The 14,151-nt window shown below is 62.5% G+C and carries 8 protein-coding genes; 7 read left to right on the top strand and 1 reads right to left on the bottom strand.

Annotated features, from left to right (window positions below):
* Nucleotides 1-65 precede the first annotated feature (65 nt).
* Nucleotides 66-1,094 (bottom strand): isoaspartyl peptidase/L-asparaginase family protein, encoded by a 1,029-nt coding sequence (locus FBAL_RS07325; protein WP_041251581.1) that lies wholly within the window; start codon nt 1,092-1,094, stop codon nt 66-68.
* 255 nt (nt 1,095-1,349) lie between these two features.
* On the opposite strand from FBAL_RS07325, the gene FBAL_RS07320 reads away from it, so the two are divergent.
* The 7 genes from FBAL_RS07320 to FBAL_RS07295 all read left to right on the top strand — a co-directional run bounded on the left by FBAL_RS07320 (nt 1,350) and on the right by FBAL_RS07295 (nt 14,151).
* Nucleotides 1,350-3,458: an autotransporter assembly complex protein TamA gene (locus FBAL_RS07320; protein ID WP_013344950.1), complete on the top strand. Its 2,109-nt coding sequence runs from the start codon at nt 1,350-1,352 to the stop codon at nt 3,456-3,458.
* Complete coding sequence (gene tamB, locus FBAL_RS07315; protein WP_013344949.1) at nt 3,455-7,249, top strand: autotransporter assembly complex protein TamB; 3,795 nt, start codon at nt 3,455-3,457, stop codon at nt 7,247-7,249. Before FBAL_RS07320 ends, tamB begins: the two co-directional genes overlap by 4 nt.
* A 41-nt stretch (nt 7,250-7,290) precedes the next feature.
* Nucleotides 7,291-7,437 (top strand): hypothetical protein, encoded by a 147-nt coding sequence (locus tag FBAL_RS20425; RefSeq protein ID WP_013344948.1) that lies wholly within the window; start codon nt 7,291-7,293, stop codon nt 7,435-7,437.
* Between the two features lie 431 nt (nt 7,438-7,868).
* The gene (locus FBAL_RS07310; RefSeq protein WP_013344947.1) at nt 7,869-8,897 is read left to right on the top strand and encodes a response regulator; all 1,029 of its coding nucleotides are present in this window, start codon (nt 7,869-7,871) and stop codon (nt 8,895-8,897) included.
* Nucleotides 8,898-8,901: 4 nt separating this feature from the next.
* The gene (locus tag FBAL_RS07305) at nt 8,902-11,925 is read left to right on the top strand and encodes a hybrid sensor histidine kinase/response regulator (RefSeq protein ID WP_013344946.1); all 3,024 of its coding nucleotides are present in this window, start codon (nt 8,902-8,904) and stop codon (nt 11,923-11,925) included.
* On the top strand, nt 11,918-12,577 hold the full coding sequence (locus FBAL_RS19535; RefSeq protein ID WP_013344945.1) for a response regulator: 660 nt from the start codon (nt 11,918-11,920) through the stop codon (nt 12,575-12,577). Before FBAL_RS07305 ends, FBAL_RS19535 begins: the two co-directional genes overlap by 8 nt.
* Complete coding sequence (locus FBAL_RS07295) at nt 12,574-14,151, top strand: response regulator (RefSeq protein ID WP_013344944.1); 1,578 nt, start codon at nt 12,574-12,576, stop codon at nt 14,149-14,151. Before FBAL_RS19535 ends, FBAL_RS07295 begins: the two co-directional genes overlap by 4 nt.

Below are 14,151 nucleotides of genomic sequence, written 5' to 3'. Positions count from 1 at the left end.
CCCGACCGCGATGTCCCTGTGGCAAATGCGATTGCCGCAGTCGGCCGGGTCGAATGAACGGCGGGTTACTGCGACGTGCCCCAGATGGCAACCGTCTTATTGCCTTCGGCATCGATGCTGGCGCGGTACATCCCCTGGGTATTGAACGGCATCGCCACCCGGCCCTGCGGGTCGACGGTGATCACCCCACCGGTACCGCCCGCCGCCACCAGGCGTTGGTTGATCACGGTATCGGAGGCCGCTGCCAGGGGGATGCCCTGGTACTTGGCCCGGGCACAGATGTCCGCCGCCACGTTGTAGCGAATAAAGAATTCGCCGTGGCCGGTGGCGGACACCGCACAGGAGTCGTTATCCGCGTAAGTGCCCGCGCCAATGACCGGGCTGTCACCAATCCGACCCCAACGCTTGGCGGTCATGCCGCCGGTGCTGGTGGCCGCCGCCAGATTGCCGTTTCGGTCCAGTGCCACTGCGCCCACGGTGCCCATCTTGTAGTGGTCATCCAGTGTCGCTACGGCGGCCTGGTGACTGACCGCTTCCTGTGCCTGAATTTTCGCCTTGGCTTTATGCAGGCTCTGCAGCCGGCGCTCGGTGTCGAAGTGGCTGTTGGCCACCTGCTCCAGACCCTGGGATTGCGCAAACTGCTCGGCCCCCTGGCCAGACAGCATCACGTGGGCGGAGTCAGTCATCACCCGGCGTGCCAGCGAGATGGGGTTACGCACCGTCGTGACGCCGGCCACAGCGCCCGCCTCCAGCGTGGCCCCATCCATGATGGAGGCGTCCAGCTCGTGCCGTTCATCCCAGGTGTACACCGCACCAACACCGGCATTAAACAGCGGTGAGTCCTCCAGCACCCTTACTGCGGCTTCCACCGCATCCAAAGCCGGTTTGCCCTGCTCCAGCAGCGCGTATCCCGCCATCAATGCCTGGTCCAGCTTGGCGGTCACCGCCTCACGCTGGGCCTCGCTCATGTTGTCCGGGTCGATGGTGCCGGCGCCGCCGTGGATGGCGAGGGCAATGGGCGTCGGTTTGGCTTGGGCAGCCGGGGAGAGGGTCAGGGCGGTCAGGGCCACCGCCAGCAGTGCCGATTTCACGATGTTGCGTCCTTGTCGTGGAAGATTCCGTGACCGCAGTGTGACATAAACCGGGCCTACCAAACTATGTACTCATCCGGTGTCCTCAAACTTGGCCCTCAAACCGTGTTCTCTTTCCTTACCCAAAAGGCGTTTCAAACAGGAGGCAAATGCGACAGATACAAATTTACCTTCAATCCCCCCTCCACGACTTGGTACTTTCGAATTATCATTACCTTAATTGCGCCTCCCTCGCCCCGTCAGACTGGAGATCCCCCTTTGCTTCGAGCCCTGCCCCTACTCATTGCCGCGTTGCTGATGCTGATGACGCCGGCCTGGGCAGACCCCGCAGAAGCACCGCCGGAGCCCATCACCGAGCTGCCCCATCCGGTTGCCGATCTCACCATTAAAGTGGTGGGACTCGGGGAGGAGGTGGGCAAACGTCTGGTGGACCTGCTGCCACAGTGGGATGGCCAGGCGCCGACCGATCCCAACTTTGTCAAAGAGGCGGAACAATCCGCCCAGCGAAGCCTTGAAGCTCTGGGCGAAGATGCCCGCCCCATCACCGCCAAACTGGAGGAGATCGGCAGCCGTTGGGTGTTGATTCTCGCCGCCGGTGAGCCCACGGAGGGCAAGGCCACCTCTGAACGCCGACGCCCCGTCCGCGATGCCATGCAGCGGGAGGTCAAAGAGGGGGGACTGGAGCTGAAAGTGGAAGGGGTCCGGGGCAATCTGGCCCGAAACCTGCGCGCCCACCTCTCGCCACTGCCCAAAACCGCCGCCGAACGGGCCAGCTTCCTGTTTACCCTGGAGGACAAGGCCGAGGAAGCGATGCAGGCACTGGGGTACTACCAGGCGGTATTCAACACCAAGGTGGAACGCACCGACCCGAACTGGATCCTGACCCTGACCGTCGACCGGGGGGAGCCGATGCGCTACGACGAGGTGATCGTCCTGCTGGAGGGGGATGCCCGCAATGACCCCGCATTTACCGACCGCATTAACCGCATCGACATCCAGCCCGGTGACATCGTTCATCACGGTAAGTACGAGACACTGAAATCCGACCTGCAAACACTGGGGCTGGTTCGTGGCTACTTCGATGGCAGCATGGCGCAGCACCGTATTGAGGTGGATCGGGATGCCAATAAAGCCAATCTGGTGCTGCTGTACGACAGCGGCCGTCGCTATCGCCTTGGGGAAGTGAACTTCTGGTCTTCCGAGCTCAAACCCTCACTGCTGCAGGAGATGGTGCCCTTTACCCCCGGCACCCCCTACCACGCGGACCAGGTTGCGCGACTGACCAGTACCCTGCTCGGCTCCGGCTACTTCCAGGATGTGAAAGTGTTGCCCCATCCGGAGCAGGCGGTGGATGGCATCGTCCCCATTGAGGCCGGGCTGTCGCCCCCGCCCCGCCACTCCATCGATCTGGGTGTGGGTTACGCCACCGACACCGAAGCGCGCATCTCCACCACCTGGCGAACCCCGGTGGTCAACCGGCACGGCCACAGCCAGGAGACCAAAGCGGAGCTGTCCAAGGTCAACCCCAAGCTCAGCTTCGATTACCGCATCCCCTTTGATCACCCGATCAACGACAAACTGGTGTTCAACGCCAGTGTCGGCAAAGAGGAGTTTGGCGACATCGACTCCAGCCAGTACCAGACCAGCTTTGGCCGGCGCACCGTGATGGGCAACCGCTGGACCCGCACCCTCTCCGCCCGTTTCCTCTATGAAGATTGGGTGCAGGGCCCGCAGGACCACAGCGCCAAATACCTGATGCCAGGCATCAGCTTCAGCCGCACCCAGCGCCGGGGCCCGCCACTCGACCCCACCGACGGGCTGCGCCAGTTCTACCTGCTGGAACACGCCGACACCGTTTGGGGCTCCGATCAGCGCATCACCCGCTTCCGCAGCCAGTTGCGGGCGGTGTATACGCCGATAGAGCGCCACCGCCTGACCGCCCGGGCCGACATCGGCATCAACGTCATCGCCGATGAGGACCTGCTCGAACTGGCGCCCTCACTGCGCTTCTTCGCCGGTGGTGACCAATCGATTCGCGGTTTCAGCTACCAGTCGCTGGGCCCCAAAATCACGGTGGACGACGGCGAAGGCGGCACCACAGAACTGTTGGTGGGGGGGCGCTACCTGCTGGTCGGCTCCATTGAGTATCAGTACTACCTCACGCCCAGTTGGCGCCTGGCAGCCTTCTTTGATGGCGGTAACGCCTTTGACACCAACGACTCCGACGCCATCGACTTCGAGGCATCGTTTGGGGGCGGCGTCCACTGGATCTCGCCGGTGGGTCCGATCAAGATTGAAGTGGGTTACGGCTTTACCGATCCCGATGCCAGCCCCATGCTCCACATCAGTATCGGAGCCGAATTATGATCCGCCGCATTGTGCTGATTCTCACCTTTTTGCCCCTGGCACTGCTGGTGCTGTTGGCGCTGCTGATCGGCACTCCGGTCGGCAGCCGGATGGTGGCGGCCATCGCCGATGCCACCGTGCCGGGGCTGTCGCTGAACTACCAGGGCGGCAAGATCAATCGCGGCCTGCAGCTGAGCGACGTGCGCTTTACCATGTCCGGCATCGACGTCGAGGTTGACCACCTTGATGGCCAGTGGCGGCTGGGTTGCCTGCTCAACAAACAGATCTGCGTCGATGGCCTCGATATCGATGGGGTCCGTGTGGCCATCGACACGGACCAGATCGGTGCCGGCGGCAGCGACGAACCGGAAGCACCGCCCGCCCCACCCCGACAGCCCGGCCCCGATGGCTACACCGGCATGGGCCTGCCCTTCAGCATTCTTGGTGACAACCTGGACCTGCGCAATATTGATGTCCGGGTCAACGACATGACCTACAAGGCGGTGCGTCTGCGGGCCGCCGCCGAAGTGGCCAGTACCCGCATTGCGGTGGAGCGCCTGCAGTTGGACGGCGCCGACATCAACATCCCGCTGGGCGATGACGATGAGGGCGACGCCGAACCGGCGGTACAGCCCGCCCCCACCGGTGACGAACTGGAACGCTGGGCCATGGCACACCTGCCCGAGGTTGACCTGCCCTTTGCCATCGACGTGCAGCAGGCCCTGGCCCGGGACGCCCGGGTACAGGTGGGCTGGATGGATCACCGGGTCGAGCACCTGAGCTTCCTTGGTAGCTGGCAACACACTGTATTGAGCCTGCCCCATATCGAAGTGCGCCATAACTGGGCCTCGCTGACCGGGCGGGTCTGGATGGATTTCGAAGATGGCTATGGCATCGATGCCGAAGTGGAAGGCGAAATGGGCGAACTGCTCTGGCTGCCGGAGCTGGCAGGCCATCAGGTTCACGCCACCGCCGAGCAGCGACTGACCGACCTGCGCTTCACCCTCGACACCGAGGGGGCGCTGACCGGCAATGTCAAGGGCCAGATTGAATTGGGCCTGCCCTCGATGCCGTTCCAGCTCAGCCTCAATGCCAGTCAGCTGCGCTGGCCACTGCAGGGTGACGCGGAATATCAGGGGGAAAACGTCCGTCTGACCGCCAGTGGCGACCTGAATCAGCAACGGGCTGAACTTCAGGGCCAACTGAGTGCCGCTGGCTACACCAGTGGCGAAGTACAGGTCGCGGTGGAACACCACCCCGGCACCCTGACCGTCCAGCAGGCGCAGGTGGACGGTGATCTGGGCCAGGCCAGTTTCCAGGGCCACCTCAACTACGGCGAGCAGCTTGATTGGCAGGCCAGCATCACCGCTGACGATCTCGATCTGTCCAACCTCCACCCGGACCTGACCCTGCAACTGGATGGCAAAGCCAGCACCCAGGGCTACTACCAGGCCATTGAGGACCAACCGGATCGCTGGGCCATCGACATCGACAATGCCGACCTGACCGGCATGCTGTGGGATTATCCGCTGCGGCTGCAGGGCGGGCTGGCGCTCAACAGCGACTGGCAGGGGGATGCCGACCAACTCGATCTGACCATCAACCAAACCACCCTGAAGCTCAATGGCGCCATCGTCGATGGTGAATGGGCACTGAATGGCACCCTGCGCGCCGACTCGCTGGCGAGCTGGCTGCCGGAACTGTCCGGCGATGCCAAGGCCACGCTGCAGCTGACCGGCCCGGTGGGCGACCCCAAGCTGGATCTGGTGCTGAGCTCGCGCAAACCCGGATATGACGAGTACCTGACCGACCGCGCCGATCTGGTGCTGGCCTACTGGCCCCGCCGCGACCACCAGGCTCAACTCAACCTCAATACCGGTGACCTGCATCTGGCTGGCACCCGCCTGGGGCCGGTTCAGGTGCGGGGCCTGGGTAACCGGCTGCGTCAGGATCTAGACATCAGTCTGTCCGGGGAGATCAATGCCGCGCTGGCGCTGGGAGGGAACTACTACCCGGAAGCCGGCTACTGGCGAGGTGCCGTCCTCAATGGCGCCATCGGTACGCCTTACGGCCAGTGGCAAACCAACCTGCCTGCGATGCTCAACTACGACCAGAAGCGTCAGGCCATCGTCCTGGGTGAACACTGCTGGCAAGGCAGTGGTGTCGACCTTTGCCTCAAGGGCCCCGCTCTGCTTGGCCCCCGTGGCGCGGTGGCGCTCAGTCTCGATGCCCAGGTGCGCAAAGCACTGAAAAAGATCCTGCCGCCGAGGATGCGGCCCAAGAGTCGCATCGAAGGGGAGGCCTACATCAGCTGGCAACCGGGACAACTGCCCTACCTGCAAGCGCAACTGCACGACCGCGACGGCAGCCTGGTGCTGCGCCGCGGCGGTGGCCTGCCGCCAAGCCGCATCGAGTGGAACTCGATTGACCTGCTGGCAACCCTGAATCAGGAGGGGCTGGCGCTGCAGTTCAAGACCCAGATTGACGACGCCAAGAGCGTGGATATGGCGATCAACCTAGGGCCGGAAGCCCCCTACGCGCTGTCCGGTCACCTGCGCACCACGGCGCTGCAACTTGAACCCTACCTGGCCTGGCTGCCCTCGCTGTCCGACGCCCAGGCCACCCTGGGGGGAGACCTGACCTTCTCCGGCACCCTGCGGGAACCGCAACTGAATGGCGAGCTGGCCCTGACCCAGGGGCGGTTTAAGGCGGTGGTAAACCCCACCGAGCTGAAAGACATGGACCTGCGGCTTATCTTCACCGGCAGCCAGGTGGAGGTGGATGGTGACGTCCAGATGGGTCAGGGGAAAGCCGACCTGAATGGCACCCTGAACTGGGCTGACGGCGTTCGGGGTGAACTGGCTCTGATTGGGGAGCGCCTCTCCATCCTCTACCCGCCGATGCTGATGCTGGAAGCCTCGCCCCAGATGCGCTTTGAACTGACGCCGGAGCGGGTTCGGGTACGGGGTACAGTGAAAGTCCCGGAGGGCAGCTTTACCCTCTCCTCCCTGCCGGAAGGGGCGGTCGCGGTGTCCGATGACGTGGTCTACATCGACCAGCAGGAGGAAACCGCCTCCCCGGTCAGCAGCCACCTCGACCTCAATATGGACATTGAGATTGAGAACAAACTGAAGGTCAGCGCCTTCGGCCTGACCGGCAATGTCGGCGGTAAACTGACCCTGCGCCAACAGCCGGGCCAGCCGATGCAGGCCTACGGTGACCTGAACCTGCTGGACGGGGTATTCCGCGCCTTTGGCCAACGTCTCACCATCCGCCGGGGCATGGCCACCTTTAACGGCCCGCCGACTCTGCCCAACTTGGATGTGGAAGCGGTGCGCATCATCGAGTCTGAAGACGTCACCGCTGGGCTGCGCCTGACCGGCACCCCCAACTCGCCGCAAATGACGCTGTTCTCCAGCCCCGCCATGGAGCAGCAGGAGATCCTCTCCTACATCACCCGGGGTCAGGGCCTGAACAGCTCGGACGGCGGCAGCGCCCTGTTCGCGTCCGCCGCCCTGGGCCTTGGCGTCAACACCACGGAAGGGGTGTTCACCACCATCGGCGAGGGGCTGGGGTTCCAGAACGTGGTGCTGGATACCGAGAGTGACGGTGAGGACACTCAGGTCACCATCAGCGGCTACCTGGGTAAGCGGCTGTTCCTCAAGTACGGCGTTGGGGTGTTTGGTGAGAGCATCAACGAACTGACGGTGCGCTATTACCTGCTGCAAAGACTGTGGCTGGAAGCGGTGTCCGCAGCGGCGGAGAATACTGAGCAGTCTCTCGACCTCTACTACTCCTTCGACATCGACTGACCCTTGGCCAGTGGCCGCTGCGCCACTGGCCAAGGTGCTGAATGGCCTCGTTTGTGGTCGCCACTCTGGTTCGGGGCCGCCTCCAAAAGCCGGGCAATCCGACCGCGAGTCGGATTCAGAAAACCCCGGAAATCGAGTTCAACATCGGCGCTCAAGATACGCTGATCGTTGAACTTTTTTCGTTTTGACTCAAGGGGGTTAGCGATTCACACTCGGGGCTGTCGCCGGTGCATTTCAATCTGTGCAGCGGATCATGAATTCCGCATCTCGCACGCAACTTTTCTGCGATTATCGTTGACCTAAAATCCACCGCTGCGTAAATTCCCGCCGCCGGATCCACGGGTCTTATTCATACTCGGCTCCGGAAGGTAGATAAGAGGTTCCCTCCCACAGTCCTCTGTAGCTACCCGGTCACACCTTCCTCAGGTCTGGCCCTATTTTGTTTCCGCCTCAACGACACGCAGGACGCTGTCCGGAAACCGCATCGACAGTCCAAACGTCGACATCTTTATCGCATTGAATGCGCGACTCCGTTTCTGTGATCAGCCCTGCCGGCTGATGCACGGCGGAGCCCTTTGCTGTCGCCGCGCTTTCGGCGTGGCAGACCCTTGGAAACGCCATGACTTTGATCGCTCAAGAGCGGGCCACTGTGCTGATCGTGGATGACAGCCCGGAAAACCTGCAGTTGCTCACCGGAATTCTGGGAGCCCATTTTCGCGTACTGGTGGCCCGCAACGGCCAGCAGGCTTTAGCACGCCTGGAGATCGGCAGCCCCGACCTGATCCTGCTGGACATCGTGATGCCGGACATCGACGGCTACACCCTGTGCCAACAGATTAAGGCAGACCCTCGCCACGCCGATGTGCCGGTGATCTTTATCTCCGTCAACTCCGCACCGGAAGATGAGGTGCGTGGCTTTGAATGCGGTGCCATCGACTATATCCGCAAGCCGTTTCACGGCCCCTCGGTGATGCACCGGGTGCGCGCCCAACTGGCGGCACAGCACCGCAAGCTGGGCTTGCTGCAGGCCTTGAAACACGAGGCCAACGAACTGCAACGCTCGCGCCTGGTGATGATTGAAAAGCTCGCCAAGGCCACCGCCTTTAAAGATGAAGAGACCGGCCTGCATGTCCTGCGAGTGGCGCACTATGCCCGCCTGATCGCCCAGGCTCACGGCTGTGATCCCGCCTGGTGTGAAGACCTGTTCTACGCCGCACCGCTGCACGACATCGGCAAGATCGGCATCCCCGACGCCATCCTCGGCAAACCGGGCAAGCTTAACGACGCCGAGTGGCAAGTGATGAAAACCCACACTGAGCTGGGTGCGCAGCTGCTGGAGGGGGACGACGCCAGTGTGATGGTGATGGCGCGCGCCATCGCCCTGCACCACCATGAGCGGTTCGATGGCGCTGGCTATCCCCATGGGCTGGCGGGTGATGCCATCCCGCTGGAGGCCCGCATCGTCGCCGTTGCTGACGTGTTTGATGCCCTGGTCAGCGTGCGCCCCTACAAGCCGGCGCTGAGCCTGGAGCAGGCCATGACCATTATCGAACAAAGCGCAGGTGGCCATCTGGACCCGGTATTGGTTCGTCACTTCCTGAATCAGCAAAGCGCCATGGTGGCGATCAGCCAGACCTACCGAGATTAACTACATGAGCCAATTGGACCAAATTCTGGCCCGCGGCCAACAGGAGCGGCAGTCACTGTCGCGCCTGTTTATGGCCTTTGCCCTGGTGATCCTGCTGCTGATGCTGGCGGCCATAGGCAGCATCAGCATCATCAGCCGGGTGGTCAATGATTACACCGCATACCGCGACATCTCCCAGATGCAGATGGCGCTGGACGAAGTGCGCATCGCCGAGATGATCCTGATGCGGGAACAAAAAGGCCAAGACATGCCGCTGGTGGAGCATGAGTTAAAGGAGTTCCAGCAGGAGGTTGAACGGGTGCTGGAGCGCTACCCGGATATGCAGGGGCTCGAGCCGCTGTACCGGGATTACCGGCAATCCGTCATCAAACTGCTCGAAACCATGCCGAAGTTCACGCTCAGTTACAACCAGACCCGGGATCACTACTTCCGGATCAAAGAGCAGATCATCTCCTTTCCGGTGGTGGGGGTCCAAGACAATGAGAATGCCGGGACCGTTGACCCGGCGCATCTGCAACAGGCGCTGACCAAGCTGATCAGCGCGTTGTCTGATGCCACCAACAACAGTCAACGCCGGCCGGTTAATGTCCAGCAACGCGACTTCACCCAGTCCCATATGGCGAACTACCTGTCGCAAGTGGATCAGGCCACCCAGCGACTGATGGCCATGGAGTCCCAGCTCAACAGAACGGAACTCCATAATCTGTTGCAATGCGTTGAACGCTACAAAGTTGCGGTGGTTCAGGTCGGTACCCTAAAGATGGACTACAACGACCTGAGTACGACGGTGGTCAATCGCGCGCAGACGCTGTCTGACACCATGAACTCAGCATTGGCGAACCATCGCAGGACGCTGCAGCAATCCTACGATCTGGTGCACCTGTTGGTGCTGATGGCGCTGATGTTTACCCTGGCCACCTTTATTCTGGTGTTTACCCTGCTGCGCTCCCGCCGGGCGTCACTGCGGGTGCTGGACGACCTCTCTCTGGCGGTGCATGAGGCGCAAAAGGCGGCAGACGCCAAGGCCCGCTTCCTCGCCAATATGAGCCATGAGATCCGTAACCCCATGAACGCCATCATCGGCCTGAGCCAACTGGCGCTGAAAGAGCCGCTGCCCGCCAAGGTAACCAACTGGCTGCAGCGGGTTCAGCAATCCGGTCAGGGCCTGCTGCGCCTGCTGGATGACATCCTCGACGTCAGCAAAGTGGAAGCGGGCAAGCTGGTGCTGGAGAGCAACCCCTTCGACCTGCACACGGTACTGGAACATATCGACGCGATGACCGCCTTCAGTGCCCGGGATAAACGACTCGACTGGCGGATTGACGTGGGCGCCGATGTGCCCGCCGGCCTGGTGGGTGACCCTTGGCGTCTGGGCCAGGTGCTGCTCAACCTGGCCAGCAATGCGGTCAAGTTTACCCAGCGCGGGGAAGTTCGCTTGACGGTGCGTGTCCACCGTCGCCAGGAGCGCAGCGTTGAACTGGAGTTCACCGTGGAAGATACCGGCGTGGGCATCGCTCCGGAGCATCTGGAAACCCTGTTTCAGCCCTTTGAGCAGGGCGACCCGGCCACCACCCGACGCTTTGGCGGCACCGGCCTGGGCCTGACCATCTGTCACGGCATCGCCAGCGCCATGAACGCCTTGCTCACGGTGCACAGCCAGCAGGGTGTGGGCAGTCGCTTTGCCCTGCGTGCCCATTTCCCGTTGGCCGAGCTGGATACCCGACCGCCGCACCAGCGCATTACCGCTCTCTCCGGGGTGCGCATTAAGTGGCACAACGGCCTGCAGGCTCGTCCCGCCGACTGGCGCAGCTGGACCGCCTATCACGGCATCGTGCTGCCCTGCGACTGTGACTTTGAGGAGGGGGACATCAGTGACCCCCACCTGTTGGTGGTGCTCGGCGACGAACCGCTGCCCGAGACCTCGCTGCCGGTACTGCGCCTGCGCCCCCAATGGGGCGGCGCGGTCAACACCATCGAGGAGAACGCCCTGGCCCTGCCACTGACCAGCCCTCGCTTGGCCCGTGCCATCAGTCGCATCCTGCAACCGGAACAGGAGCGGGAGGTGCCCCATAAACACGGCCCGGGCCTGAGTGGCCTGCCCGCTGGTAAGCGGGTGTTGGTGGTGGAGGACAACGCCATCAACCGTGAGCTGATGTTGGGCTTATTGGCGCCACTGCAGTGGCAGCTCGACCTGGTGGAGAACGGCCTGGAGGCGGTGGAACAGGTTAAACGCCGGGATTACGACCTGATCCTGATGGATTGCCATATGCCGGTGATGGATGGCTTTGATGCGGTACGCCACATCAAGAGCGAAGGCCATTGCTCTGCGCCGATCATCGCGCTCAGTGCCTATGTCCTGCCGGAGGAAAAAGCGCGGATGTGGCAAAGCGGCTTTGACGATGCGGTCGATAAACCGATCCAGATAGAACAGCTGCAACAGACCCTGTCTCATTGGCTGGGCCACAGCGTGGCGGTGCCGGAGCCACCGCGCAAAGCATTGAACGTGTGTCAAATCGACGGTATCGATATGGATTTGGCGCTGCAGAATGCCGGCGGGCAACGCCCGATACTGCACAAGGCCCTGGCGCTGTTTGCTGACCAACTGACCGAGTTTGCCAGCCAGCAGTGGGCGGAGGAGACCCAGTTCCAGAAGGCGCTGCACAACCTCAAAGGGGTGGCGGGCAACCTGGGGGCCAACGCCTTGTACTGGCTGTGTCACCAGGCGGAACAAAGCGATGATGACACCCTGCGCAACCTGCTGCGGCAACAGGCGCGGAAACTGGCCAAGGGCATTCGTCGCAAGCTGGCGTTCCAGGCGGAGCCCAGCACTCAAGAGGTCAAAACCACCCGAACCGAATTTATCGATGCCCTGCGGATGGGCGACACCCAAGCGCTGATCTGGGTCGGCGGGATGACCCCGGCGAGCCTGAACCTGACGGATGAGCAACATCATGCCCTGATAAAGGCCCTGGACGGCTTTGATTTCGAGCAAGCCCTGGCCATCGTGGAGAATAACAATAATGACTGAGCCACTCTGTATCGTGGTGGACGATAACGCCATCAACGCCATGTTGCTGGAACAAGCGCTGCTCGCCCGCGGTTGCCGCACCTGCGCGCTGACCTGCCCGCTCACTGTCGAGCAGGTGATCAGTGACTGCGGCGAAACCCCGGCCATGGTGGTGATTGACCAGTGCATGCCGGAGCTGCCGGGGCACCTGCTGGCCCGCAATCTTCGGAGCAAGTTTGGTGACCAGTGCCTGATGGTGGCCTGGAGCGGATCTGCGCTGCCCGCAGAAGCCCATATGGCATTTGACGAGGTGCTGGAGAAACCGATCAACGCGGCCCAGCTCGATCGTCTTGTCGCCAGCTTTGGCCTGGGTGACCAACCGGCCCCGCTGGATGCCCTGAGTGCGGCAGAGCAAGCACAACTGCTGCACCTGTTTGCGGACACCACCGCCGAAGACCTGCGCCAGCTGGCCCGCGCCATCATGCGCAAAGATGCCGGGCAGGCCCAAGCCCTGCACCACAAGATGGAGGGATGCCGCGCCATGCTGGGTCTAGAGATGCCGAGCCTGAGCACCATGGGCGAGGCGATCCGCGAACAGGACTGGTCCGCCATCGGCGACGCCTATCTGGCGGTTAACCGGGAGCTGACCCAGGTAACCCGGGAGTCCCCATGAGCAAAGCCCCCGACTACGCCCACCTTCGGGTACTGGTGGCCGACGATGCGCCACCGGTGCAGTCCTTTCTGCGCCTGATGCTGCGCCGCCAGGGGTTTCGCGATGAACATATCCTGCTGGCCAAAACCGGCAAGGAGTGCCTGCGGCTGGCGCAGGAGCAGACCGAGCCGGTGGACATCGTTCTGTGCGACTTCAACTTTGGCGAGGGCCTCAATGGACGCCAGATCCTGGAGGAGTTGCGCCACCAGCACTGGATCTGCGATACCACGGTCTTTATCGTCATCACCGGCGAAGCCAAAGGCAACGTGGTGCACGCCATGCTCGACCTCAAGCCGGATGAATACCTGCTGAAACCGCTGAATCCGGAGATGCTGAAACAGCGCATCGACCGCGCCCTGCGTCGTCGCTATGCCCTGCTGCCACTGCATCAGGCGATCAGCGCCGGCCAGCATGAGGAAGCCATCCGCCTGTGTGACGAATTGGCGGTCTGGCATCCGCAGTACCTGCCGGTCTTGCGGGAAACCCAGGGCCGCATTCTGCGCAAGCTGCGTTTCTTCAGCGAAGCCAAGGTGCTGTATCAGTGCGCGCTGGAGCAAAGCGGCGCCGACTGGGCCCGCCTCGGTCTGGCCAACACCCATCTGGATCTGGGTGAGACTGAGGAGGCGCTGGCACTGCTGACGCCGCTGATAGAAAGTCGTCGTGTCACCATTGATGCGCTGGATTGCCTGAGTCGCTACCACCTGTCATCCACCAAGATCCCGGAATCCATCGCGCACCTGCAGGCGGCCCACCGGTTGGCCCACGACACTTCGCACCGGGAGGGGTTGATCTCCGACCTGTGCTATTGCGTCGATGACGCCATGGGCATGGTTAAGGCCTACGACGCTTTCAGTGCCAAGTGCAAAGGCACCTATCGGGACACCGTCTACACCCGGGTTAACCGGGTTCGACGCCTGCTGATGGCGCATGACCTGTTGCCGGAACCGGAACGTCCCCAGTGCCTGCAACTGATCACCAAGCTGTTGGGACAGATTAAAGCGGAAGACGCCAGGGGGCCGGTGCAACTGGCCAAAGCCCACCTGCTGCTGCTGACCGGACGCATCAAAGAAGCGGTGGCACTGACACTCGCGCTCAGTCGCAATGGCCAGCTCAGCCACTTTTACGACTTCCAGCACCTGGCCCACCTGCTGCTGACGCTCTCCTTTGAAGCGGACTTTCGTCGCGCCATGGAGATGGCCCGTACCGCGCTGGCACAGAGCACCGAGGAGATGATGGTCGAGGCCAGAGCGGCGATGCTCGCCCATCTGGAGGCGCGTTTTCACGCCAACATGACCGCACTGGAGCAGCTTTATGGCCAGTGGCAGAAAGTGGCGGATGGCCGCGATGAGCAGGCCAAGCTCCAACTGCTGATGGCGATGCACAGCCTGGCCCCCTACCTGAGCCCGGTGTGCGAAAAGCTGCTGGCGCTGCTGAACGAGGCCTGGCCACGGGGGATGCCGCGTCATCAGGTGTTGGCGATTGAGCGCCAGTGCCAGCGGGTGGTCGAGGCGCTGGCTCAGCGTCGGGCCGCCTGA

The sequence above is a fragment of the Ferrimonas balearica DSM 9799 genome, assembly GCF_000148645.1.
GTDB lineage: Bacteria > Pseudomonadota > Gammaproteobacteria > Enterobacterales > Shewanellaceae > Ferrimonas > Ferrimonas balearica.
The sequence above is the reverse complement of the archived record's forward strand: the minus strand, read 5'-3'. Positions and strand labels throughout refer to the sequence as shown.